The organism is Sulfurimonas limnophila (genome assembly GCF_059705345.1).
This window is the reverse complement of the sequence record NZ_AP046127.1, coordinates 182,675-205,865: the sequence shown is the minus strand read 5'-3', so window position 1 is coordinate 205,865 and position 23,191 is coordinate 182,675. Positions and strand designations below refer to the sequence as shown.

Sequence of the window (23,191 nt, the reverse complement as noted above, 5' to 3'; positions counted from 1 at the left end):
AAAAAAGATGGAGCTACAAATATCTTCCAACATAGTTACGATAACAGGTAACATAAAAAGTATCAATGATTTTCAAGTAATTAAACAGGGTGTTGATAGCGTCATTATTACTCATAAATCAATTCATCTTAATGTAGTTGATTCTTTATCGATAACATCTTCAGTAATAGGCTATCTTAATAAACTTGTTCTAAAAGACAACATCGATCTTCATATGAATGTTGGTAATGAGCAGCTCTTACATCTTTTAGATGATTTAAATCTAGCATCTATGTTTAAAGCCAAAAAGAGTTTAAAATGACGATAAAATATAAATTAAATCTAATAACGGCAATTGTTGTATCTTTTGCGCTTATCATAATTACAATCGCAACATTTAAAGCTATTGATGACAAAGAAAATATATCAAGATCACAAAACCTAAATACTCTCTCTCAAAAATTAAGTCTAGTTATTCATGAAACACAAAAAGAGAGAGGTGCTAGTGCTGGATTTATAGGTTCTCTTGGAAAGAAATTTGGCAACATATTGCCCAATCAAAGAGTTGCAACAACAAAAGAGTACGAAAATCTAAAAGCATATATAGACACTCTTGATTTAAATTCTTTTCCCAAAGAGCTTAAAGATGAGATATCAGCATTTAATGGCGATATGGCAAAAATAGAACAGGTTCGCTCAAAAGTAACAGAACTATCAATAACGACTAAAGAGGCTGTTTCATACTATACTGCAATGAACTCAAAAATATTAACTATTGTCTCATTAAGCGCAAAAATAGCCAACTCTCCAGAGCTTGTAAAAGCTCTAAGTGCCTATACCAGCTTTTTAAAATCAAAAGAGAGAGCAGGAATCGAACGAGCAATACTGAGTGCTGTATTTGCTGCTGATAAATTCTCTGATGGTACTTTTGCCAAGTGGATAACGCTTGTTGCGGAACAAGACGCATATCTTGATGCATTTTTATCAATGTCAAATCAGAACTCAAAAGATTTATATAAACAAAAAATAGATTCACCAGTAATTGCCGAAGTAGCCAAACTAAGAGATATCGCAAAATCAAAAGCAATTGATGGCGGCTTTGATGTAGATAGCGTTGTGTGGTTTTCAACAATTACTAAAAAAATAGATATATTAAAAGATATAGATGATGAACTTGCAAAACACAATACTCAATTATTAGAAGAGCTAAAAGCTACTTCTATCAAAAATGCCACTGTTTCTATTGGTGGATACTTAGCTTTTGCTATCGCTATATTTATTATAATTTTTATCATAAGTAAAGGCGTAAATAAGAGCGTTAGAAGCTCTCTAGAAAAAATTGGCTGTGTCTCTAACAACCTAGATTTGACATGTGATATTATAGTTGAGGGCAAAGATGAAATTTCTCAAATTTCAAGAGCTCTGCATGTCATGGTAGTAGCATTTAAAGAGAGTGTTTATCAAGCAAAAGATGTCTCCATCAGAACATCAAAAGAGAGCGAAATATTAAATGATATTGTTAATCAACTTACAAAAAATGGTGAAGATGCAGATAAAAAAATTTCAAACATCAATGTCCTTGTAACTGAAGTAGGCGAAAGACTAGATACTATTGAGGAGTCCTCGATTACAGTTACTGAGGATCTTAATCATACATATAATGTTCTTGACTCTTTTGTGAACGAGCTTGATTCAGTCGTAAGAGCAATTGAAGATGGAAGCCAACATCAACAAGATTTGGTTCAAAAGGTCTCTTCTTTAACTGAACAAGCTAAAAATATTAAAGATGTTTTAGCAATTATCTCAGATATCGCAGACCAAACAAATCTTCTAGCATTAAATGCAGCAATTGAAGCAGCGCGTGCTGGAGAGCATGGAAGAGGCTTTGCTGTTGTTGCAGATGAAGTTAGAAAACTTGCAGAGAGAACACAAAAAAGCCTAAGCGAGATTAGTGCAAATGTAAATCTTATAACACAAAATGTTATAGAAATATCAGAAGAGACACAAAGAACATCACAAAATATGGGCAACATTGCAAACTCTGCACAAGAGCTAATATCTTCTTCAGAGCAAACTAAAGAGAATCTCTCAAAAACAAGCGATAAATCAAGCAATGTAATGCATCAAAGCACTTACATAGCAACAAAAACTAAAGAACTTATCCGCGATATGGATGAGATCATAGAGCTCTCTAAGAAAAATACAGCGCATAGAGGGCTTGTAGATGAAGCAGCAACAAAACTCTCAATTGACGCCAATAAACTACAAAATGAATTAAATAAATTCAAAATATAATGCCTAGCAATATTGATACTTCTGTATTAGATTACCTTCACTCTTTAACACTTCTTTGTGTTGAAGACAATCAAACAACTCAACTTATATATAGCTCAATATTTAAAAATATCACACAAAATATCATCTTTGCAAATAACGCTAAAGATGGGCTAGAAAAATTAAAAACAGAAAAAATTGACATTATTATCACAGACTATGAGATGCCAAATTTAAATGGTATTGAGATGATAAGGCTTATCAGAGAAACAAATAAAGAGATTCCTATCATACTAGTATCTGCGGTACAAGAGATTGATATTATAGTAGAGGCTCTTAAGCTAAATGTAAATAATTTTTTAAAAAAACCAATCGTTATTGAAGAAGTTATACAAGCTATTGAAAAAGTATCAAAACTACTCATTGCGGATAGCTATCTAAGGGAGCAAAGAGAGAAAAAACTCCATGATCTTGAATCAAAGGAGAAGTATAACTCCATTCAAGAAGAGTTGGCGTTTTCTAAAGAGTTAAATATTATCAGAAATGACTTTTACTATCAGATGCATGAAAATAAATCCATTGCTCTTATAGACTTTTTTTACAAGCCGCTTGATGTATTAAGCGGGGATGCTTATAGTGCTAGAGAAATCGATAAAGATACTCAGTTTTATTTCATCATAGATGGAATGGGTAAAGGTCTCTCTGCCTCTTTAAGCTCTATGCTTTTAACTTCATATATAAATCATATTGTTGACAAGAGCGTTGGGGATTTTGATTTAAAAACTATCATAGACAGTGCTATTGATTATATAAAGCCTGTTTTACTTGAAGAAGAAGCTGTGGCAGCAGACTTTATTTTGATAGACTACAATAACTCAAAAATGCACTACTCAAAATTTGCAATGCCCTCTTCTCTTATGCAAACAACAAACAGTGAAATAATTAAAATAAAATCAAACAATCCTCCACTAAGCAAATATACAAAAAGCTCAACTGTCTCATCGATGGATATATCAGATGTAACAAAATTTCTTTTTTTTAGCGATGGTGTTATTGAAAATAGTGTTAGAGAGAAGGACAAGGTTTATGCAAATTATTTAGAAAATGACTTTCTATCATCTTTTACCAAAGATGAGTTAAGAGAAAAAATTCTTTGGAAAATAGATACACAAGAAGATGATATGACTTTCATCTTTATAAATAGACTCAATCTGATGAAATACACCTCTAACATTCAAAAAAGCTTTGATAGTTCACTAGAAGCCATAGAGGCAGCAAATGAGTGGTATAGTGATTTTTGGAGCTCTTTTAGTAGTGACTACAAGCTTATTTATAATGCTGGTGTAGTTTTTACTGAGCTATTTATGAATGCTTATGAGCACGGAAGTCTTGGACTTGACTCACAAACCAAACACAAGTTAATAAGTGAAGACAACTATTTTACAACTCTAGAAGAGCTAGAGAAAAACTGCAAAAAAAAAATATCTGTATGTATAAATATTATTGAGTACAATCTAAATAAATACATTACTACAACCATAAGAGATGAGGGAACTGGCTTTAATACCCAAATACTTAGTGATATTTTTAGAGATAGAAAAAACTTCAATGGCAGAGGTGTCTATATCTCAAGACAATCATCACTTGGAATATACTACAACACCAAAGGAACAAGCGTACTATTTTTACATAAACTTTAAAGTGGTAAGAAGTAAGAGTTAGGTTGTGAGTGGATTTGTGTATAACCGAGTGCAACATAGTTACACTCGATATTTATTTACTTATAGAGCTGCTTTTGATGAAGCTACAACTGCACTAAATGCTGCTGCATCATTCATTGCCATATCAGCAAGGATTTTACGGTCAAGCTCGATACCAGCTTTGCTTAAACCATTGATGAACGTTGAGTAGTTCATTCCATTTAAACGACAAGCTGCATTAATACGGATAATCCATAGTTTACGGAAATCACGTTTCTTTTGCTTTCTGTCACGGAATGAGTAGTACATTGAGCGTTCTAATTGCTCTTTAGCTTTACGGTAATGTTTACGGCGTCCGCTATAAAAACCTTTTGCTAATTTTAATATTTTTTTGTGTCTTCTTCTACGAACAACACCAGTTTTTACTCTTGGCATATTATTTCCTTTTTTCTTTACCTATGACACTTTTTGTGTTCAAGGTGCCACACTGTACGTGGTCTTGCCCAACTAATAAAGTTGGAGATTTAACAATTAACTAAAATTAGTTAATCATAGCCTTAACATTTTTTTCATCAACTTTAGCAATAACTTTTGGTTGATGTTGTCTTGAACGTGTATCTGGATCTTGCTTAGTTAAAATATGGCTACGAAACGCTGTACCACGTTTAACTGTACCGTTTTTCTTAACTTTAAAACGCTTCACAGCGCCTTTAACAGATTTCATCTTTGGCATCGAAACTCCTTTGTAAATTGAAGCGCAATTATACCCAAATTTTTTTCAAATCAGCTATAATTTTGCTATGAATTCCATAAAACACATCAATAACGCACTTCATGATTTAGACAAAGAGGTGGAGGCAATACTGCTTGACATGAGCCTTCCAATGAACGAAAAAGACAACCGCATGCTCCCGCTTTTGCAACAAAAAAGGGTCTTAACACAGACGCTAGAGGATTTAACCTACCTAAAAAACAACCCGCCAAAACCAAATCAGGCATGCGGAATATCTAAACATAGAAAAGATAATTAAAATGCAAATTTGAGGCGAAATTTTATTTTATTGAGGAGTTTACTTGAAGTACTTCTCTCCAGATACCTGCGGCACATAATACACTAAGGTGTGCTGCTGTATTCCTACCCTGACACAGTACCTCAAAGCACCATTGCACAGGTCTAAAGAGAAGCGGCGAATTATACCTAAAAAAAGCAAAATAGCAAAATAAAGATTTGCCAGCTTTAGAGGCGGATATCTAAATTTTTGAAGGAACGCGAATCTGTTGCACGCAAAAAGTCAAGATTTTTTTTTATTTGCTGCATAGAAATAAGTGTTTCATCTTTTAGTTTTTGCATCTGAAACGTTGCCTCTTTAAGAAGATAAAGCGCCTCTTCTCTCTCTCTTTTCTCTTTTAACTCAGGAACATCTCTCAGCAGTTTTTCAAGTGAGGCAACATCTTTTTCTATAGTGGCGATTTTGAGTTTATCTAGCCACATTTGTGGTCTCTCTCCACGCTTCAAGAAGTCCCTTGAAAACATTGTTCACTTCATCAATCTTTGACTCATCTTTTTTGATATTTGCCAAATTAAGAAGCTGAATCTGATAGTTATAAAGCCCCTCAAGGTAGTATGCAACTTTCCCATGTTTAAAATCTAAAACAGCGATAAGCTCTGTTATCACTGCAATAGAGCGGTTAACCCAGTAAACTTTTTTTTCAATATTGCCGTCTCTTATCGCTTTTTTTGCTTGTGCGTTAAAACGAAGCACTCCCTCATACATCATCTCTACTAACTTTTCAGGAGATCCTATCCCTACATTGTTTTGTGAGTAGATATTGTAAGCTGTATTTCCATACATTTTAGACCCTTTAGTATCATCTTTTTCTTCTTGTTTCATGCAGAGCAAATCGGCTATTTTAGGATTTACTTTAGCTTTTTTACTGTTATTATGCCGATTCAGAATTTACGAGATTTGTAAACATAGATGAGACACTGTTGAGCTGTGTGATAACCGCATCATACGCTGCAAACTGCTTTGCCATAATCTCATACTTAGACGTAAGTCTCTCCATCGCTTTGGTTCTTTGCTCAGTCAAACTCTCGAGCTGCTGATCAATTAGATTTTTGTACTGATCAAGCGTTGCATTGTACTTTGTATATTTTTGCATCTCTTCTTGCATCTCTACAAAAGCGCCATCAAGCTCTACTTGAGAACCATCGCTTCTTGTAAATGCTCCACCTGCAAAAAACGCTTGGACGTTATCTGGATTTTCTTCTAATTTTTCATTTAACTTTACAGTATCAAGCTTTAGACTTCCATCGTCATTGACCTCTATGCCATAATCCTGAACCCTGCCAACACCACCAACAGTTCCTATCATGTTGAGCATATCCACTTTCATGGTTTTCATAACGCTTTCACCAGAAAAAACGCCTCTTTCATCAGCATTTTCACTTGATTTTGTATCTTGTGTGAGCTGATAAAGCGCAGAGTTATATTTGGTTATAAAGTTTTCTATCTTTGAAGCTATATTTTCTATATCTTGTTTTACAGAAACATTGGTTGTTCCTGCTTCTTTAAGAGTTATGGTAACGCCAGAGAGCAAGTCATCTACAACATTGCTAGTACGAGTAATTGTTTGCGAGTTATACTTAAAAGTGGCGTCAACTGCATTTTGGACATTTGTCATACCAGATGTAAGCGCGCTGCGGAGAGCTTCGCCCTCGCCGACTACATCGGTAATGGAGATTTCCTGCCCCTCACCACTCTCTTTTGCGCTTAAGAAAAGTCTAAAATCATTATCTGCAATCTGAACAATAGTCGCACTGACACTCTCCCCAGCCTCTGTGTTGATTAAGTTTTTAAGTTCCTCAAGCGTAGTTGTTGCGTCATAACCTATTGTAAAATTATTGCTTCCAACTGTCAGTTTAAGCTCTCCAGAACCTGTGGCAACGGTTGCTGTTTTTGTAGTAAATGCACCACTTTGCTCTATCTCTTTTGTCGCTAAATTTAAAACTTCGAGAGAAAAATCTTGTATATCACTGCTCTCTGCCGCACTCACTGTTGCGGCATCTTCATTGCTGCTACTCGCTATTCTTGACTCAAAAACACCATACTCTCTTAAACTTTCCAAACTAGATGTCACATTATCCATATAAGCATTGATGACACTAAAAGCCTCTTTCTTTTTTGTTTCTGTTGTTTTTCTGGCATCAATTGGGTCAATGTATTGCGACTCATCTGCTTTTTTTAGCTTATCTAAAAGATCTTGTGTAAGTACCCCAGCTCCTGCGCCTAATGAACTTATCGCCATAGCAAATCCTTTTTAAAATAATTTGAATTGTTTGTCAATTTTTTACTAAGTTCTAAATCGACTAAAACTATTATTTCTTTAGAAAAAATAAAAATTTATATGACACTTTTTTTGCTGTATAATTAGATAAAAACAGAGGGTGGTTTGCATATGTTTAATGGTAAAAATATACTTATCACTGGTGGAACTGGGAGTTTTGGTAAAAAATACACACAGCTTCTTCTAAAAAAATATCAACCTAACAAGATTATCATCTACTCCCGTGACGAACTAAAACAGTATGAAATGGCGCAGATTTTTAACGATAAGTGTATGCGTTATTTTATAGGTGATGTAAGGGATGAAAAAAGACTTTTAAAAGCGATGCATGGCGTTGATTTTGTTGTTCATGCAGCAGCACTTAAGCATGTTCCCATTGCTGAATACAATCCCATGGAGTGCATCAAAACAAATATCATGGGTGCACAAAACGTCATCGATGCTGCTATTGAAAACGGGGTTAATAAAGTTATTGCTCTCTCCACCGACAAAGCGGCAAATCCTGTAAATCTTTATGGTGCGACAAAATTGGCAAGCGATAAACTTTTTGTGGCTGCAAACAACCTAACTGGAGATAGAGATACTCTGTTTTCTGTTGTAAGGTATGGCAACGTCATAGGTTCTCGTGGCTCTGTCGTGCCGTTTTTTCAAAAACTTATAGATGGGGGTGCCAAAGAGCTTCCTATAACCGATGAGAGGATGACGCGCTTTCTCATCACTCTTGAAGATGGCGTTAATTTTGTCTTTAAAAACTTTGAGAGGATGTATGGCGGAGAGATATTTGTACCAAAAATCCCCTCTATGAAAATAACCGAACTCGCTCTCGCACTTGCTCCAGACCTTCCTCAAAAAATCATCGGCATCCGCCCTGGAGAGAAGCTCCATGAGATTATGTGCCCCTCAGATGATAGTCATCTCACGCTAGAATTCAAGAATCACTATGTCATCAAACCAACTATCCAATTTACAAAAAAAGCTGATTTTTCTACCAATGCTTTAGGCGAAAGGGGCACAAGTGTTTCTCAAGGATTTGAGTACAACTCTGGAAACAATACAGAGTGGCTTTCATGCGCAGCACTTCTTGAGAAGATTAAATTGGCGGATAATGTGTAATGCTACCCTACTCAACGCAGCTTATAGAACAAGATGATATAGACGCCGTCGTAGAGGTTTTAAAGAGCCCTTTTTTAACACAAGGTGCCAAAGTGGCAGAGTTTGAAGAGGCGTTATGCAGTTATACAGGGGCGAAATATGCAGTGGTTTTAAATTCTGCAACCTCGGCTCTTTTGGCAGCTTTTTCGGTTTGCGGGATTACTCAAAATGATGAAATTATTACCACGCCCATCAGCTTTGTTGCAACAGCAAATATGTTTGTCTCTCTTGGTGCAAAGCCCGTGTGGTGCGATGTCAAGCTTGATGGAAATATGGACGAAAAGCTTATTGAAAAGTTGATAACTCCCAGCACAAAAGCGATTGTAGGAGTTGATTTTGCGGGAAAGCCCCTTGAATTTTTAAAGATAAAAGAGATAGCAAAAAAACACAATCTACTCTTTATAGATGATGCTTCTCATGCACTAGGCTCAAGCGTGGATGGTAAAAAAGCGGGTTCATTCGCCGATATGACGATACTGAGTTTTCATGCCATCAAATCCATAACTACAGGTGAGGGCGGAGCGGTTTTAACCAACAGTGAAGAGTGGGCGCAAAAACTGAGACTTTTTCGCGCACACGGTGTGGTTAAAAAAGAGTTATGGAACTCTGATATGGTAAGTTTAGGATACAACTTTAGACTCACTGAGTTTGCCGCCGCTCTTGGGCTTAGCCAACTTAAAAAACTAGATAGCTTTATCAAAAGAAGAGACGCAATTGCCTCTTATTATGACAAGCGTTTTAAAAACAAGAAGTTTTTTCTCACACAAGCTATTTTGCCAAACATGATTAGCTCAAGACATCTCTACCCTATAATCTTAAATCCAGAGTTTCACTGCGTCAAAGAGGATATTTTTAAAGAGCTTCAAGCAAAAGGATTGGGCGTTCAAGTACACTACAAGCCAATTTATCAAAACAGTTTTTACAAAGAGCGATTTGGCGATGTGAGGCTTCAAGTGGCGGATGATTTTTACAAAAGTGAAATCTCGATTCCCTGCCACCAAAAGATGACACTTGATGATGCTGCTTTTGTGGCGGATACCCTTTTGGAAGTGCTAGAAGGATTTACTTACAGAGGATGTAGTTTTTGAAAAAAGATGCCATAGCTGTTATCCCCGCAAGAGGCGGTAGCAAACGCATACCGCGTAAAAATATCAAACTTTTTCATGGCAAAGCGCTTATCGCCTACTCTATCGAAGCGTCTTTAAAATGTGGGCTTTTTGATGAAGTGATAGTGAGCACCGACGATGAAGAGATTGCAAATATTGCCAAAAGTTACGGCGCGAGCGTGCCGTTTTTGCGCCCAAAAGAGCTGAGTGATGATTTCACGGGTACAGGTGCAGTGGTCGCACATGCCAAAGAGTGGCTCCAAGCAAGGGGCAAAGAGTTTCGCTACCTTTGCACTATCTACGCAACTGCACCGTTTTTGGATGAGAAATATCTTAAAGAGGGTTTTGAAAAACTCAAACAAAGCGATGCAAAATACGCCTTTGGCGCAACCTCCATGCCTTTTCCGATTCAACGCACCTTTAAGATAACACAAGAGGGTCGATGCGAGATGTTTTGGAGAGAAAACTTTGCTAAACGCAGTCAAGATTTGGAGAGGGCGTACCAAGATGCAGGACAGTTTTATTGGAACGATTTGAGTAAAAACTCTGAGGACATCATCTTCGGTAAAGACTCTATCCCAATTATTCTGCCTCGCTATCTAGTTCAAGATATCGACGATATGGAAGATTGGGTGCGTGCGGAATATCTTTATGAAGCGATGAAACAAAGATGAATGTCTTAATTCGATCAGACGCTTCTAACACCATCGGCACAGGACATGTGATGCGCGATATCGTTCTTGCCAAAGAGTTTGCCGCGCACTCCATCTCCTTTGCAACACGCCCGCTTGAGGGCAATCTTGATGCACTCATCTTAAGGGCTGGTTTTCAAATCCACTCTTTGGCTACCAATGCCGTAGCAGAGTTAAGTCAGATTGTGCGCCATCATGCCATCGATTTACTTGTAATCGACCACTATGAACTTGGCTACAACTTTGAAAAAAGTCTTAAAAAAGAGCATCCGTCCCTTACTTTAATGGTTGTTGAGGACACTTACAAAAAACATTTCTGCGACACTCTTCTAAACCACAATATTTATGCCAAAAAAAAACACTACAAAGGGCTTCTGCCCAAACATTGCGAAATTCGCTGCGGGGAAAAATATACTCTTTTGCGAGGGGAGTTTTTAGAGACTGCAGAAGTTAGCAAAACAGACTCTCTTCTCATAGCGATGGGGGGAGCCGATACGAAAAACATGACGTTAAAAATTCTCAAACTCCTGCCAAAAAACTTTTCATGGCATGTAAATATTATCACCACGCATGCCAACAAAAACCTAGAACAGCTCCAAGAGTATGTACGAGAGAAGCCCTCTGTATCCCTGCATATCCAAACAAACGAGCTTGCCAAACTTGCAAAACAAGCACGCCTTGCCATCATCACGCCAAGCGTTTTGGCGAATGAATTTTATGCACTTCAAACTCCATTTATAGCCATTCAAAGTGCTCAAAACCAAAAATATATGAGGCAGTTTTTGCAGAAAAAGGGGTATGACGTACTTAAAAAATTCTCACGCAAAAAACTCAAAATACTTTTAAAGGGCCATGTGTCATGAAAAAAGCGATTCTTATCACAAGTATCGGAGCAAAAACTCCTCTTATCAAGACAGTTACAAGAGCAAAGGAGAGTTTTGACCCCTCTTTAAAAATCCTCGGTGCTGATTCCAATCTTGATGTTTTGGGGCATTTTTTTGTCGATGATTTTTGGCAGATGCCACGCTTAGAGGAGTTGACACCAGAGGCTCTCTTGGCGTACGCAAAAAAGCATGGTGTGCGCTATATCATTCCCACACGCGACGAAGAACTGCTTTTTTTTGCGCTCCATAAAAGAGCTTTTAAAAAAGAGGGCATCGACGTTTTTGTCGCGGATGAAGAGGCAGTGCGATTCTGCTATGACAAACTTCGTTTTTATGAGGGCACAAAGAATCTTTGGGCAATTCCTGCTGCACTTTGTATAGATGCATTGCAAACGGACTCTTTTGTAGTCAAAGAGAGATTTGGTGCTGGCGCAAAAAACATGGCATGCAACGTCACCAAGACCGAAGCACTCGCACATGCCAAAAAACTTCAACAGCCAATTTTTCAACCATTCATCCAAGGGCGTGAATATAGTATCGACTGCTACGTCGATGCAACCATGGTATGCAGAGGTGCTGTTGTGCGTTCACGCGATGTTGTTATAGATGGGGAGTCAAAAGTCACAACCATCGTGCATAATGAGGAGTTGGCACAAAAAGCAGCAGAATTTGTCACATGCCATAAGATTCAAGGGCACAGCGTACTTCAAGTTTTACAAAACGAAAGTGGTTCTTACCTTATCGAGTGCAACACGCGTTTTGGTGGAGCTTCTACGCTGAGTGACTATGCAGGGCTAAGAAGTTTTTTATGGTTTTTGTTAGAAGCAAATAAACAAAGTTTTGAGGTAAATATCACACCAAAAACCATCAGACAAGTGCGCGCACAAGAGGATTATTACTTTGAGAGTTAAAGTTATTGTCTTTGATTTGGACGACACACTTTATGATGAGATAGCTTTTGTCAAAAGTGGTTTTCGTGCTGTCGCAGAATACTTTTTGCCAAACGATTCAGATACTATGTTTGAAACAATGATGGCTGTTTTAGAAAATGAGGGGAGAGGCAAAGTGTTTGATGCAACACTCACGCATTTTGGACTTGGCACGAAATGCAACATCAAAAAAGCACTCAACATCTACCGAACCCACACACCAAAGATAAGCCTCAACGATGACGCCCTTGAGATAGTTGCGTATTATGGAGCGCTCAAGATTCCACTTTATCTTGTAACAGATGGCAACAAAATCGTCCAAGCCAATAAAATCAAAGCTTTAGGACTACAAAACTATGTCAAAAAAAGCCTCGTCACCCACAGATATGGTATAATCAATGCCAAACCCTCTACTTATTGTTTTGAAAAAATCGCACATTTTGAGGCTGTAGAGTATAAAGAGATTGTCTATATTGGCGATAATAACAACAAAGATTTTGTGGGGATTAAAAAACTTGGCTTTCAAACGATTCGCATACGCCAAGGGATGTTTAAGAGCGTACAAAAAGATGCTGCATTTCAGGCACACCAAGAGATAGACTCACTTAGAGAACTCAAACAATTACTAAAGGTCAAGATGTGAAAATAGGAACTTTTGATTTCAGCAGTACCCGTACTTTCATCATCGCCGAACTCTCCGCCAACCATAACGGAAGCTTAGAAACTGCAAAAGAAACCATCAGAGCTGCCGCACGTGCTGGTGCTGACGCTATAAAACTTCAAACCTACCGTGCCGATACGATTACACTTGATTCCAACAACAAAGAGTTTATCATCAAAGGGACACAGCTTTGGGATGACCAAAATCTCTACTCTTTGTACGAAAAAGCTTACACGCCGTGGGAGTGGCATGAAGAGCTTTTTCGTGTCGCTCGTGAAGAAGGAATGTTATGTTTTTCAAGCCCTTTTGACAAAAGTGCAGTCGATTTTTTGGAGCAGTTCAATCCCCCTGCATATAAAATCGCCTCATTTGAGATTACGGACTATGAACTTGTCCGCCATACGGCAAGCAAGGGCAAGCCTATGATTATCTCAACTGGAGTTGCGACTGCAGATGAGATTCAAGATGTGGTCAACATCTGCAAAGCAGAGGGAAACCATGAGATTATCTTACTCCAATGTACCTCTGCATACCCTGCCCCGCTTGAAGATGCCAACCTAAGAATGATTCCAAATCTAGCGGAAACTTTTGGTGTAATCACTGGATTTTCAGATCATACACTAGGGATAGTCGCACCCGTTGTTGCAGTTAGCCTAGGTGCGAGAGTCATAGAGAAACACTTTATCCTTGACAAATCTATCCCAAGTGCCGACCAAGCTTTTTCTCTTGATGAAACAGAGTTTCAAGCAATGGTTCAAGCAGTTCGTGATACTGAAAAACTTTTAGGCAAAGTCGATTACACGCTCAATGAAAAACGTAAACATAACCGCCGTTTTTGTCGTAGCCTCTATGTAAGCAAACCCATCAAAAGGGGGGGGATTTTTACGGAGGAAAATGTTAAAAGTGTACGTCCAAACAATGGTTTGCACCCAAAATATCTCTTTGAAATTTTAGGAAAAAAAGCTGGCTGTGATTTAGAGTTTGCAACACCAATACGGCTTAGTGATTTAGAAAAACAATAACCAATTAAGCAAAATTAAACTATAATTGCTTAATTAACTAAACAAGGTGGCAGTATGATCGATAGTCTAAGAAACAATTTTCTCTCTATTCTCAAACTTACAACTGCTACCTATAAGCGTTCTATGCACAACACGCTCAACATGGATGATAAACTTATTGGCATTATCGGACCTCGTGGATGTGGAAAGACCACTTTTTTGCTTCAATACCTCAAAGAACACCCTTTAGATTTTGAAAAAAAACTCTATTTCAGTGCCGACCATGTCGAAGTTGCAGAGCGTTCACTCTACGCCATCGCGAAAGAGTTTGCCAAGCAAGGGGGCAAACTTTTAGTGATTGATGAAATTCATAAGTATGAAAGTTTTGAAAAAGAGCTCAAATCTATCTATGACAGTTTTGATTTACAAGTGATTTTTTCAGGTTCCTCTGCTCTAAGACTCTCTCATAGCAAAGCCGATTTAAGCAGAAGAGCGGTTTTATACACGGTTAATGGAATGAGTTTTAGAGAATTTTGCGAACTAGAAATGGGTAAAACATTTCCGTCTTTTTCACTTCAAGAGCTTTTAAAAAACCACATAGAGATAGCATTTAAAATAACACAAGAGCTAAAACCTTATGAATTTTGGCAAAAATATCTCGAATATGGATACTATCCCTTTTATAAAGAGAATCTAAAAACCTATTCACACAAGCTCTCTGAGATTATCAACCTAGTAATAGAAACTGATTTACCTTATGTTTTCAACATTGAACCGAAAAATATTTTTAAACTCAAAAAACTTGTATCCATGCTCTGTAGTGCCAAGCCTTATGAGCTCAACATCTCAAAACTCGCAACGAAAATAGAGATAAATCGTAACACGCTCTATAGTTATTTGCACTATCTTGAAGCTGGTTCTATCATAAAAACAGTCAAGTCAAAAGCAAAAGGAGACGGGATTTTAACAAAACCCGAAAAACTGTATTTGCACAACACAAACTTGAGCTTCTCGTATTGTGATAGCAGGGAAATAGGAAGCCTGCGAGAGCAATTTTTTGCCAATCAAGTAGGTTTTGAGCATACACTGCACTATCCTGCAAAAGGTGACTTTATCGTCGATGATACATATACTTTTGAAGTAGGTGGAAGTTCAAAAACATTTGAGCAAATCAAAGATATTGAGAACTCTTATCTCGCCATAGATGGACTAGAGATAGGAAGCGGCAACAAGATTCCTCTTTGGATGTTTGGGTTTTTATACTAAATGAAAGAGCAGAAAATGGGAAAAAAAAGAGTCATCACTTACGGCACTTTTGATATGTTTCACATCGGGCATCTTAACCTTTTAAGCCGTCTTGCAGAACTAGGCGATGAGCTTATTGTTGCTGTTTCTACTGATGAGTTTAATGCACTCAAAGGCAAAAAAACGCTTATCCCTTATGAACAAAGAGTGGAAATTGTGCGCAATATTAAATGCGTTGACAAAGTAATCGCTGAAGAGGCTTGGGAGCAAAAGATTGAAGATATCCAGAAATACGATATTAATATTTTCGCCATGGGAAATGACTGGGAAGGAAAATTTGATTTTTTAAAAATGCACTGCGAAGTGCTTTATCTACCTCGTACAGAAGATATCTCAACAACTGAGCTTAAAATCGCGCTCAACAAATTTTTACAAGAACATGGAGCAGGTTTTGGAGTTTAATGACAAAAAAATCTATATTGCTCCCTATACCCCGAAAACAACGATGTTTGCAAAAGAGCTGCAAGAGCAACATAATTTTATTTTTCTAGGCTTTATCGATAACTTTCAAGAGGGTGAAAATATTGTAAAACCTGAAAATGTCATGCAAGAATATGATCTTATTGTTATACTTTCACAAAACCACGGTAACGCTATCTATGAAGATTTTAGCAAAAAGTTCCCTGCGCAAAAACTCATAAAAGTAGAGACAATCAACGGCGCGTACAAGTTTCTTCAAGAAAAAGAGATACTTAAGTCTCTTGCCAATGAGCGTAGCAAAAAACAAAAACAAAGATTTCTGGAAGCTTTTACAAAATTTCTTGATTGGTTTCATTTCAAACGTACAAAAATTGTCTTTATTTCCAAAGGCTCGATTACTTCAAATAACAAAGCACTTTTTATACACTGCTTTAAAGAGGGTTTAGATGTCGTTATGCTCACAGACAACATGCTACAGCTTCAGGAGCTCCAAGCCCTTGAGATGCCAGTTGTTTGCCTAGAGAGTTGGCATGCATACTTTCTTATGGCACATGCCAAGATAATAGTTCAAGATCAAGCCAATCTCACCAAAGAGATAAACCTTCTAAGTCCCAAACAAAAAAGCGTACAAATGTGGCACGGCATACCACTCAAACGCCTCAACAAGCTCACCACAGTCTCTTATGACTACCTTATCTCGACAAGCGATTTTGTGAATGAAACAACACTTGGCAAGGTGATACATGCGAAGGAGTACAAAGATTTTGGCTACCCACGAAACGATCTCTTTTTAAAAGAGAGTCACGATAGCTATGACCTGCTTTTTTGTGATAAAGAGATTTATGAATTTGCAAAGAAAAACTTTGCTACAAACCACAAAATAGCTCTTTATATGCCAACACACAGAGAATCAAGCAAGACAGCAAAAATCCCTTTGAATTTTGAAAAACTCAACACACACTTACAAAACAACAACACAACACTCATCCTCAAGCTTCATCACTTTGTTCAAGAGCTTTACACCCAAGAGAACTACTCAAACATTCTTTTTCACTCCGCACAAGGAGATATTTATCCGCTTTTAAAATATACTGATATACTCATCACAGACTACTCATCAGTCTATTTTGACTTTTTGTTGCTCAATCGCCCCATCATTTTTTTTGATTACGACAAAGAAGAGTATGAAGTAAATATGCAAGGTTTTTTATATGATTATGAAGGGTTTACTCCAGGGCTGCACGTTCGAAATCAAGAAGAGTTGCATGATGCACTTAGGATGATTATAACGCAAGAAAATGATGGATTTAAAGCACTAAGAGAGATGCTTAGCCAAAAACTCTTTGCATATAGGGATGCACAAAATGCGCAGAGAATTCAAAAGGAGATTTTAAATGCGTAATCTTGAAGAATTTATTTTAGCATGAATGATATAATCGAGAAAATTTTACAAATTTTAGGAATCGACTGATGAAAATTCTTATCACTGGTGGAGCTGGATACATTGGTTCACATGTTGTCAAGCAGATTTTAGAAACAACTAATTATGAAGTTACAGTACTCGACAATCTCTCTACTGGACATAAAAGAACTATACAAACTTTACAAAAAATGCGAAATTTTGATTTTATTGAACTAGACCTAAAAGAGTTTTTAAAAATAAACCAATTTTTAGAGAAAAACAAATTTAATGTTATTATGCATTTTGCAGCAAATATAATTGTTTCTGAGTCGGTGCAAAATCCAATGAAATATTATATGAACAATACTGTAAACACAACAAACCTAATTAATTGTGCACTTAACACAGGGGTCCAAAAATTCATATTTTCAAGTACTGCGGCAGTATATGGGGAGCCAAAAATCGAGAGTGTGCATGCAAAGATCAATGAAACATTTGCAACAAAACCTATAAACCCATATGGAATGAGCAAGCTAATGAGTGAACAAATTCTTCAAGATGCCACAAAAGCTTCAGCAACAATGAAGTACGTAATTTTTCGCTATTTTAATGTTGCTGGGGCAGATATGCACTTTAGCAATGGTATACTCTCACCCAGAATAGGGCAACAAACACCAAATGCAACCCATTTAATTAAAATTGCCAGTGAATGTGCAATTGAAAAAAGAAAAGAGATGTATATATTTGGAGATAATTTTGACACAAAAGATGGTAGTGGAGTAAGAGACTATATCCATGTAGAAGACTTAGCCGATGCACATATCAAAGCTATCACGTATCTCGATAGCAACGAAAGTGATATATTTAATCTAGGATATGGAAAAGGGTATAGCGTCAAGGAAGTGATAAACACTGTAAAACAAGTGTCAAAAACGAACTTTACTGTAAGTAGCGCACCACAAAGAGAAGGTGATCCAGCCATTTTAGTTGCCGATAATCAAAAAATTATATATAAAATGCATTGGAAATCCAAATATAATGACTTAACATTCATTTGTCGCAGTGCCTACATTTGGGAGCAAAACAATGCATTATAAAATTGATTTTGTCATCCCATGGGTTGATGGTAGTGATCCTTTATGGCTTGAAGAATTCCAAAAATATTCACCGATAAATACTAACTTGAATACTCAAAGCAGATATAAAGATTGGGACAATCTCCACTACATTTTTCGAGCTTTCGAAAAGTTTACCCCATGGGTGAATAAAATCTTTTTTATCACCTATGGGCATCTTCCTTCATGGCTAAATACAGATAATCCTAAGCTCGTGATCGTGAAACATACCGATTATATACCTACTGAGTATTTACCCACGTTTAGTTCTCATCCCATAGAGATAAATCTACATCGAATCGAAGAGTTGGGCGAACATTTTGTCTACTTTAATGATGATTTTTTTATTCTTCAACCACTCCAACCGGAATCATTTTTCAAAAATAATCTGCCTGTCGATATCGCAGTTCTTGATACATTGCATGATGGTTTGATTTCACATATTATTTTGAATGACATTGATATCATCAATAAAAACTTTAACCGCCATGTAAATCCAAAATTTTCTAAAAAGAATGTGATCTTGGATAACTTTTCTAAATGGTTCCATCCAAATTATGGCTTCAAATCATTGCAAACCTTTTTTTTACTGCGATGGAAAGGGCATACGGGATTCATTAGTAACCACCATCCTCAACCTTATCTAAAAAGTACTCTCCGAGAGGTTTGGGCAAAAGAGCAAGAGAGGCTTTTACAAACCTCAACTTCCAAATTCAGAGATAATCAAGACGTCAATCAATATCTTTTTCGCTACTGGCAACTGATCACTGGCCAATTTACACCAGGAAAATATAAAGAATTTCTAACCAAAAGAAAACATGCCGAAATCAAGACAAAGATCGATGCACTCAATGTTGCCAAAGATATAGAGAATAAAAATTATCAAATGTACTGCATCAATGATGCCACTTCAAAAGGGAGATACACCAAAGAGGATATGAGTGAAACAGATTTTGAAAAAAGCAAACGTGTCATTAACGATGCCTTAGACAAATTACTCCCCAACAAATCAAGCTTTGAAAGATAGTCTTTGCGAATGCCGGCAGTAACCCTTATCATTCCTGTTTATAACACCGCAAAGTATCTGAAACGATGTTTAGACTCAATTCTTTCTCAAACATTTCAAAACTTTGACATCCTCTGCATTAATGATGGATCAACAGATAATAGTTTGGAAATTCTTCAATATTATTCCTTGATTGATCATAGAATCAAAATTATCTCTCAAAACAACCAAGGTTTAAGCAGAGCAAGAAATAGAGGTATTTTAGAAGCCACTGGTATATATATTATGTTTGTCGACAGCGACGACACAATCGAACCAACTATGATTGAAACACTCTACCAGACTATTCGACAAGAATACAGTGATATCGTTATGGGGGGCTATAAACATCTTGACGCAACTGGAAACATACAAAAATTCAGCCCCGCAATCAATGACACATTATCCAAAGATGCCATTTTTCATAAAGTGCTGGCAAATGAAGTTTCTTCATCCCCCTGTATCTGCATTTATTCAAAGAAGCTATTTAGCGACAATCACCTTTTTTTTACAAACCACCTGTTTTTTGAAGATGCTGAGTTTCAATACAAGGCAATTTTTTATGCAAAATCAGTGTGTATTTGCAACGAGCCCCTCTACAATTATTACCATCTAAACGAAGGCTCGATTACCAATACGATCTCATTCAAACACATTGAAGACTTATTTTTTATTTTTGACTCAACAAAAGCTTTTTTAACTCATCATAAACTTGATATTCTCTGCAAGAACTCTCTTCATCAACGTGTTTATAACTATCTCAAATACCTATTAAATAAAATAGGCTCAAACGATGATACTACCCAACATACAAGAGACGTATTAGAAAGTATCTGGGAGCACGCAGTTTCATCCAGCCTTTTTCAAAAGCTTTCCACATCCAAAAAGCTTCACCTTGTTTATCTTACACTGATACATTTTAAAAATTTCGAATATTATGATTTTTTCAAATATTTTAATCTTTCAAAAGAACATATTCAAACATTACAAAGATATACACAAAGTCCATTAGGGCTCATGGAAGGGGCTATTGAGTATTTTAGACAAAACCTTCAGGCTAAAAGTATCTATATCTATGGTGCAAGTGATATTTTAAATATCCTACTACCAATTTTCGATGAGTTACATATAAATATCTTAGGAATTATCGACAAAAAAACAAAGCGAATTCAATACAATAAGGATATACATGTTTCCAGATCAGTTCATCATACACCCTTAAAAGATAATGATATGATTCTAGTCACAAGTATCACTCATGCAAGCGAAATAGAAGATATTTTAAAAACTATATGTCATCAGAGAAAAATAAATATTGATTTTATAACCTATGAACAACTTCTCAAAACCTTTTAACCAGCTATCAATTTATTTTTTAGTGGCTAGCACCCATAAAACTCCTTCTTCTCCTGCTACATATTCTTGAAATCCTTCATTGTGAAGTGCATCGTATCTTGTATGTGGAGGTTCAGGAACAATAGCGGTTTTATAGTGAATGATATTTAATTTAGAAAAAAGTACTTCATGAAGTAATGTTTCACTCAAACATTGAGGTTCACAGGAAGTGGCAGGCTCTTCTAAATTGAAATAAGCTGCAAAAATACCATCTGGCTTGAGTATACGTAAAAGTTCTAAACACATCTCAGATAAATTGTCAACATGATCCAATGCATTCATTGTTAACAATACATCTATATAGTTATCGGGTAACGGAACCGTATTTTCAGTGGATTGTATAAATATCATATTTTTATTTAAAAATCCACTTTTAAAGTTATCTGCATACAATCCAACATTAACATCTATGCCAATATTCAATTTTGAATTTTTCAGCCAATCCAAACTTCCACGGGGTCCACATCCAAAATCTGCAATAACTTTATCACAAAAAAAAGATTCACCAGAATTTACCATATCTAACATGTGCTTCTTATACCAACTGTTTTGAAAAGTATTACCTTCTGCTCTAAACCTTTTTTTCCAATACTCAAGTTCTGAGTTATTTTTATAGTTTGGTTGCATCTTCATCCTTTTTATAATGATTGATTTTACACGATATTTGGATCATTAGACAACTTATTGATACGATCTTATATAACATTTATCCCAATCAACCCCTGCATTTGACTTTGTACAAGTATTGTCTCCTTAATTTCATCATAAAAGACTAAAGAAGCGATAATAAAATTTTTTTCTCCCTTGCTCAGAACATCCCCAATTTTTTCTATGGGATACCCAAAGCTGGCGTGCGTTTTGGATGGTAATGTTTCGACGACACAGTTGATTTGAATATTCTCAGCTATTAAACTACGATACATTTCTTCAAAAATTCCCCCAGAACCATACACGCTAATCGAATCCAAACCGAGTCTTCGAATATTAAATATTCCTAGTTTAATTAATAACTGATGAGAACTCTTTATATTTTTGCGGATATTATAAATCCTATTCAAATGGACTAATCGCTCAGTCTTATTCATTAATTTCTTATATTTTTGATAAAATTTTAAATAACCATTTTTTTTCGTTTTTGAATTAGTTGATATCCTCACTATGTTTTGATATTGATTAATAATTTGCGTCACTTGTTTAAGCACTTTAACGTGACCATATTTCAACATCAGCCTCATCCACATATCATAATCTTGACAAGCAGTCAACGCTTCATCATACCAACCCACCTCAATAATTCTTTGCTTTTTAATGAGCCCTTGATTCATGATAATATTATTACGCATCATCTGATCTACCGACACCCACCTTGGGATATTACTCACCCAGTTTGTGTCTACATCACTTACGATTAAATTGTTGGACGTAATAAATGCAAAATTATCGTCATATTCTTTTATAAGCGCTTCTATTCTGAAATGCAAAAATTCGTCATCATCATCAATCCCTGCAATAAAATCACCATTTGCTACTTTAATCGCTTTATTTCGACAAACATTTGCCCCCATAGGGCATTTAGTAGCTAAAGTTAAAATTCTATTATCTACTTTTTGAAATGATTCAATCACATCCTGCGTTGAATCAGACGATGCATCATCAACAATAATAATTTCTATATTTTTATATGTCTGGCATATTAGCGATGTTAAACACTTTTTTAATAATTCAGATCTATTTCTAGTTGTAACGATGATAGATACCAATGGCATCTCATGCATAGGCAATCCTTTTAGGTTCAAGCCAACTAATTATCGTTGCTTCCTTGTAATATTTCATAATAATATTTGTAATTTCTTCAATAGCATTACTATTAATTGCACAAATAATAAATACAAAATTATTTATTTTTATCTCGTCTATTGTCATAACTTTCATATTCTCATACCATTGACCATATTTTTGTTGATCCAAAATAGCATGAATATCATTATGATACTTGAGATATATTAATTTTGCCAAGTCGTTAAATCCATATAAAATAATTTGGCTTGTAGCTCTTTTGTCTATTTCTGGTTTCAGTAATTCATAATACTTGTAAACTTTTTTAAATCTATACTTTTGTCTCAATTCTTCACGTTCTACAGTTAACAAACTTTGATCACTTAATTCATTTTTGATTCTCACCACTTGCGGATATACACCATAAACATTGTTGGTGATGACATCGCCTGTGTAATGATCAATTGGTAAAATAAAATCTACACTTTGTTTTAGAATTTTTTTTGCACCTTCCAAAGAGATAACATACCCATATGTGCCGTGTGCCGTTTCAGCTAATTGCTTGATTTGATATTGCTGATTAAAATCCTTAACATGTATTCCCGAAAGGTCAACATGCGCTCTAGAAGAAACCCCATGATAACCCAGTAAAACAACATCCCAATCATCTTTAAATATTTTAATTTGAGCAATTATATGATTAATATCGGACAATATCTCAATATCATCTTCAAGAATCAATGCCATTTCAATATGATTCTCTATCATTTTATTATATATAAGATGATGACTTAAAATGCATCCGATTTCACCAGGCACAAGCTCTCGTCCAATCAAGCTAATCGATTTCTCCTTACCTTTTTCCACATAATCAGTAATATTTGAGAGGGATTTTCCATAAATCGCATTGATAAACTCATATGACAGTCCTAATGATTCTATTAGCGTTTTCATGTGTTTTCTACGCAATTCATCTTGAGCTAAATTAACAATAAAAACTTTCATTA

Annotated in this window: 25 protein-coding genes and 1 other RNA gene; 17 read left to right on the top strand and 9 right to left on the bottom strand. The window is 36.0% G+C overall.

Annotation, left to right across the window (positions count from 1 at the left end; genetic code table 11):
• The first annotated feature begins 7 nt into the window (after nucleotides 1–7).
• From AC6H33_RS01085 to AC6H33_RS01075, 3 genes are read left to right on the top strand one after another with little or no spacing between them, the layout of a single operon-like run.
• Entirely contained in the window at nucleotides 8–301 is a 294-nt protein-coding gene (locus tag AC6H33_RS01085) for a hypothetical protein (protein ID WP_497605148.1), read from the top strand.
• Nucleotides 298–2,274 (top strand): methyl-accepting chemotaxis protein, encoded by a 1,977-nt coding sequence (locus AC6H33_RS01080; RefSeq protein ID WP_497605147.1) that lies wholly within the window; start codon nucleotides 298–300, stop codon nucleotides 2,272–2,274. The genes AC6H33_RS01085 and AC6H33_RS01080 overlap by 4 nt, the downstream gene beginning before the upstream one ends.
• On the top strand, nucleotides 2,274–3,953 hold the full coding sequence (locus AC6H33_RS01075; RefSeq protein WP_497605146.1) for a response regulator: 1,680 nt from the start codon (nucleotides 2,274–2,276) through the stop codon (nucleotides 3,951–3,953). Before AC6H33_RS01080 ends, AC6H33_RS01075 begins: the two co-directional genes overlap by 1 nt.
• A gap of 81 nt (nucleotides 3,954–4,034) precedes the next feature.
• Here the strand turns inward: AC6H33_RS01075 and rplT are convergent, their stop codons facing one another.
• Together rplT and rpmI are read right to left on the bottom strand one after the other, a co-directional pair.
• Nucleotides 4,035–4,388, bottom strand: a complete 354-nt coding sequence (rplT, locus tag AC6H33_RS01070; protein ID WP_497605145.1) for a 50S ribosomal protein L20 — start codon at nucleotides 4,386–4,388, stop codon at nucleotides 4,035–4,037.
• Nucleotides 4,389–4,494: 106 nt separating this feature from the next.
• On the bottom strand, nucleotides 4,495–4,686 hold the full coding sequence (rpmI, locus tag AC6H33_RS01065) for a 50S ribosomal protein L35 (RefSeq protein WP_497605144.1): 192 nt from the start codon (nucleotides 4,684–4,686) through the stop codon (nucleotides 4,495–4,497).
• Between the two features lie 67 nt (nucleotides 4,687–4,753).
• Between rpmI and AC6H33_RS01060 the strand changes: the two genes are divergently transcribed.
• A complete protein-coding gene (locus AC6H33_RS01060; protein WP_497605143.1) occupies nucleotides 4,754–4,984 on the top strand; it encodes a hypothetical protein in 231 nt (76 codons plus the stop codon).
• Nucleotides 4,985–5,036: 52 nt separating this feature from the next.
• Here the strand turns inward: AC6H33_RS01060 and ffs are convergent.
• The 4 genes from ffs to fliD all read right to left on the bottom strand — a co-directional run bounded on the left by ffs (nucleotide 5,037) and on the right by fliD (nucleotide 7,262).
• Nucleotides 5,037–5,134: signal recognition particle sRNA small type (ffs, locus tag AC6H33_RS01055), an RNA gene on the bottom strand.
• 56 nt (nucleotides 5,135–5,190) lie between these two features.
• Nucleotides 5,191–5,445, bottom strand: coding sequence for a hypothetical protein (locus AC6H33_RS01050; RefSeq protein WP_497605142.1), 255 nt, complete (start codon nucleotides 5,443–5,445; stop codon nucleotides 5,191–5,193).
• Nucleotides 5,432–5,806 (bottom strand): flagellar export chaperone FliS, encoded by a 375-nt coding sequence (fliS, locus tag AC6H33_RS01045; RefSeq protein WP_497606011.1) that lies wholly within the window; start codon nucleotides 5,804–5,806, stop codon nucleotides 5,432–5,434. The genes AC6H33_RS01050 and fliS overlap by 14 nt, the downstream gene beginning before the upstream one ends.
• Before the next feature lie 88 nt (nucleotides 5,807–5,894).
• Nucleotides 5,895–7,262: a flagellar filament capping protein FliD gene (fliD, locus tag AC6H33_RS01040; protein WP_497605141.1), complete on the bottom strand. Its 1,368-nt coding sequence runs from the start codon at nucleotides 7,260–7,262 to the stop codon at nucleotides 5,895–5,897.
• 150 nt (nucleotides 7,263–7,412) lie between these two features.
• On the opposite strand from fliD, the gene pseB reads away from it, so the two are divergent.
• The 13 genes from pseB (at nucleotide 7,413) to AC6H33_RS00975 (ending at nucleotide 20,369) form a co-directional block, all read left to right on the top strand.
• Nucleotides 7,413–8,414, top strand: coding sequence for a UDP-N-acetylglucosamine 4,6-dehydratase (inverting) (gene pseB, locus AC6H33_RS01035; RefSeq protein ID WP_497605140.1), 1,002 nt, complete (start codon nucleotides 7,413–7,415; stop codon nucleotides 8,412–8,414).
• Complete coding sequence (gene pseC, locus AC6H33_RS01030) at nucleotides 8,414–9,541, top strand: UDP-4-amino-4,6-dideoxy-N-acetyl-beta-L-altrosamine transaminase (protein WP_497605139.1); 1,128 nt, start codon at nucleotides 8,414–8,416, stop codon at nucleotides 9,539–9,541. Before pseB ends, pseC begins: the two co-directional genes overlap by 1 nt.
• A complete protein-coding gene (gene pseF, locus AC6H33_RS01025) occupies nucleotides 9,538–10,233 on the top strand; it encodes a pseudaminic acid cytidylyltransferase (protein ID WP_497605138.1) in 696 nt (231 codons plus the stop codon). Before pseC ends, pseF begins: the two co-directional genes overlap by 4 nt.
• Nucleotides 10,230–11,114 (top strand): UDP-2,4-diacetamido-2,4,6-trideoxy-beta-L-altropyranose hydrolase, encoded by an 885-nt coding sequence (pseG, locus tag AC6H33_RS01020; RefSeq protein ID WP_497605137.1) that lies wholly within the window; start codon nucleotides 10,230–10,232, stop codon nucleotides 11,112–11,114. The genes pseF and pseG overlap by 4 nt, the downstream gene beginning before the upstream one ends.
• Nucleotides 11,111–12,046: an ATP-grasp domain-containing protein gene (locus AC6H33_RS01015; protein ID WP_497605136.1), complete on the top strand. Its 936-nt coding sequence runs from the start codon at nucleotides 11,111–11,113 to the stop codon at nucleotides 12,044–12,046. The genes pseG and AC6H33_RS01015 overlap by 4 nt, the downstream gene beginning before the upstream one ends.
• Nucleotides 12,036–12,707 (top strand): HAD family hydrolase, encoded by a 672-nt coding sequence (locus AC6H33_RS01010; protein WP_497605135.1) that lies wholly within the window; start codon nucleotides 12,036–12,038, stop codon nucleotides 12,705–12,707. Before AC6H33_RS01015 ends, AC6H33_RS01010 begins: the two co-directional genes overlap by 11 nt.
• Entirely contained in the window at nucleotides 12,704–13,747 is a 1,044-nt protein-coding gene (pseI, locus tag AC6H33_RS01005) for a pseudaminic acid synthase (RefSeq protein ID WP_497605134.1), read from the top strand. The genes AC6H33_RS01010 and pseI overlap by 4 nt, the downstream gene beginning before the upstream one ends.
• A 54-nt stretch (nucleotides 13,748–13,801) precedes the next feature.
• Entirely contained in the window at nucleotides 13,802–14,992 is a 1,191-nt protein-coding gene (locus tag AC6H33_RS01000) for an ATP-binding protein (protein WP_497605133.1), read from the top strand.
• A gap of 15 nt (nucleotides 14,993–15,007) precedes the next feature.
• Complete coding sequence (locus AC6H33_RS00995; RefSeq protein ID WP_497605132.1) at nucleotides 15,008–15,433, top strand: adenylyltransferase/cytidyltransferase family protein; 426 nt, start codon at nucleotides 15,008–15,010, stop codon at nucleotides 15,431–15,433.
• Complete coding sequence (locus AC6H33_RS00990) at nucleotides 15,423–16,853, top strand: CDP-glycerol glycerophosphotransferase family protein (protein ID WP_497605131.1); 1,431 nt, start codon at nucleotides 15,423–15,425, stop codon at nucleotides 16,851–16,853. Before AC6H33_RS00995 ends, AC6H33_RS00990 begins: the two co-directional genes overlap by 11 nt.
• 68 nt (nucleotides 16,854–16,921) lie before the next feature.
• Entirely contained in the window at nucleotides 16,922–17,950 is a 1,029-nt protein-coding gene (galE, locus tag AC6H33_RS00985; protein WP_497605130.1) for a UDP-glucose 4-epimerase GalE, read from the top strand.
• Nucleotides 17,940–18,995, top strand: a complete 1,056-nt coding sequence (locus AC6H33_RS00980) for a Stealth CR1 domain-containing protein (protein ID WP_497605129.1) — start codon at nucleotides 17,940–17,942, stop codon at nucleotides 18,993–18,995. The genes galE and AC6H33_RS00980 overlap by 11 nt, the downstream gene beginning before the upstream one ends.
• 9 nt (nucleotides 18,996–19,004) lie before the next feature.
• Nucleotides 19,005–20,369: a glycosyltransferase family 2 protein gene (locus tag AC6H33_RS00975; protein WP_497606010.1), complete on the top strand. Its 1,365-nt coding sequence runs from the start codon at nucleotides 19,005–19,007 to the stop codon at nucleotides 20,367–20,369.
• Nucleotides 20,370–20,381: 12 nt separating this feature from the next.
• On the opposite strand, the gene AC6H33_RS00970 is transcribed toward AC6H33_RS00975, so the two are convergent.
• The 3 genes from AC6H33_RS00970 to AC6H33_RS00960 form a co-directional block, all read right to left on the bottom strand.
• Nucleotides 20,382–21,035 (bottom strand): methyltransferase domain-containing protein, encoded by a 654-nt coding sequence (locus AC6H33_RS00970; RefSeq protein ID WP_497605128.1) that lies wholly within the window; start codon nucleotides 21,033–21,035, stop codon nucleotides 20,382–20,384.
• 68 nt (nucleotides 21,036–21,103) lie between these two features.
• Nucleotides 21,104–22,183: a glycosyltransferase gene (locus AC6H33_RS00965; protein ID WP_497605127.1), complete on the bottom strand. Its 1,080-nt coding sequence runs from the start codon at nucleotides 22,181–22,183 to the stop codon at nucleotides 21,104–21,106.
• Nucleotides 22,176–23,189, bottom strand: a complete 1,014-nt coding sequence (locus AC6H33_RS00960; RefSeq protein ID WP_497605126.1) for a glycosyltransferase family 25 protein — start codon at nucleotides 23,187–23,189, stop codon at nucleotides 22,176–22,178. The genes AC6H33_RS00965 and AC6H33_RS00960 overlap by 8 nt, the downstream gene beginning before the upstream one ends.
• Nucleotides 23,190–23,191: the final 2 nt, after the last annotated feature.

Excerpts from the sequence above, each read along its gene's own strand:
- AC6H33_RS01085 (WP_497605148.1), top strand. The coding sequence starts at position 8 with ATGGAGCTACAAATATCTTCCAACATAGTTACGATAACAGGTAACATA.
- AC6H33_RS01080 (WP_497605147.1), top strand. The coding sequence starts at position 298 with ATGACGATAAAATATAAATTAAATCTAATAACGGCAATTGTTGTATCT.
- AC6H33_RS01075 (WP_497605146.1), top strand. The coding sequence starts at position 2,274 with ATGCCTAGCAATATTGATACTTCTGTATTAGATTACCTTCACTCTTTA.
- rplT (WP_497605145.1), bottom strand. The coding sequence starts at position 4,388 with ATGCCAAGAGTAAAAACTGGTGTTGTTCGTAGAAGAAGACACAAAAAA.
- rpmI (WP_497605144.1), bottom strand. The coding sequence starts at position 4,686 with ATGCCAAAGATGAAATCTGTTAAAGGCGCTGTGAAGCGTTTTAAAGTT.
- AC6H33_RS01060 (WP_497605143.1), top strand. The coding sequence starts at position 4,754 with ATGAATTCCATAAAACACATCAATAACGCACTTCATGATTTAGACAAA.
- AC6H33_RS01050 (WP_497605142.1), bottom strand. The coding sequence starts at position 5,445 with ATGTGGCTAGATAAACTCAAAATCGCCACTATAGAAAAAGATGTTGCC.
- fliS (WP_497606011.1), bottom strand. The coding sequence starts at position 5,806 with ATGTATGGAAATACAGCTTACAATATCTACTCACAAAACAATGTAGGG.
- fliD (WP_497605141.1), bottom strand. The coding sequence starts at position 7,262 with ATGGCGATAAGTTCATTAGGCGCAGGAGCTGGGGTACTTACACAAGAT.
- pseB (WP_497605140.1), top strand. The coding sequence starts at position 7,413 with ATGTTTAATGGTAAAAATATACTTATCACTGGTGGAACTGGGAGTTTT.
- pseC (WP_497605139.1), top strand. The coding sequence starts at position 8,414 with ATGCTACCCTACTCAACGCAGCTTATAGAACAAGATGATATAGACGCC.
- pseG (WP_497605137.1), top strand. The coding sequence starts at position 10,230 with ATGAATGTCTTAATTCGATCAGACGCTTCTAACACCATCGGCACAGGA.
- AC6H33_RS01015 (WP_497605136.1), top strand. The coding sequence starts at position 11,111 with ATGAAAAAAGCGATTCTTATCACAAGTATCGGAGCAAAAACTCCTCTT.
- AC6H33_RS01000 (WP_497605133.1), top strand. The coding sequence starts at position 13,802 with ATGATCGATAGTCTAAGAAACAATTTTCTCTCTATTCTCAAACTTACA.
- AC6H33_RS00995 (WP_497605132.1), top strand. The coding sequence starts at position 15,008 with ATGGGAAAAAAAAGAGTCATCACTTACGGCACTTTTGATATGTTTCAC.
- galE (WP_497605130.1), top strand. The coding sequence starts at position 16,922 with ATGAAAATTCTTATCACTGGTGGAGCTGGATACATTGGTTCACATGTT.
- AC6H33_RS00980 (WP_497605129.1), top strand. The coding sequence starts at position 17,940 with ATGCATTATAAAATTGATTTTGTCATCCCATGGGTTGATGGTAGTGAT.
- AC6H33_RS00975 (WP_497606010.1), top strand. The coding sequence starts at position 19,005 with ATGCCGGCAGTAACCCTTATCATTCCTGTTTATAACACCGCAAAGTAT.
- AC6H33_RS00970 (WP_497605128.1), bottom strand. The coding sequence starts at position 21,035 with ATGCAACCAAACTATAAAAATAACTCAGAACTTGAGTATTGGAAAAAA.
- AC6H33_RS00965 (WP_497605127.1), bottom strand. The coding sequence starts at position 22,183 with ATGCATGAGATGCCATTGGTATCTATCATCGTTACAACTAGAAATAGA.
- AC6H33_RS00960 (WP_497605126.1), bottom strand. The coding sequence starts at position 23,189 with ATGAAAGTTTTTATTGTTAATTTAGCTCAAGATGAATTGCGTAGAAAA.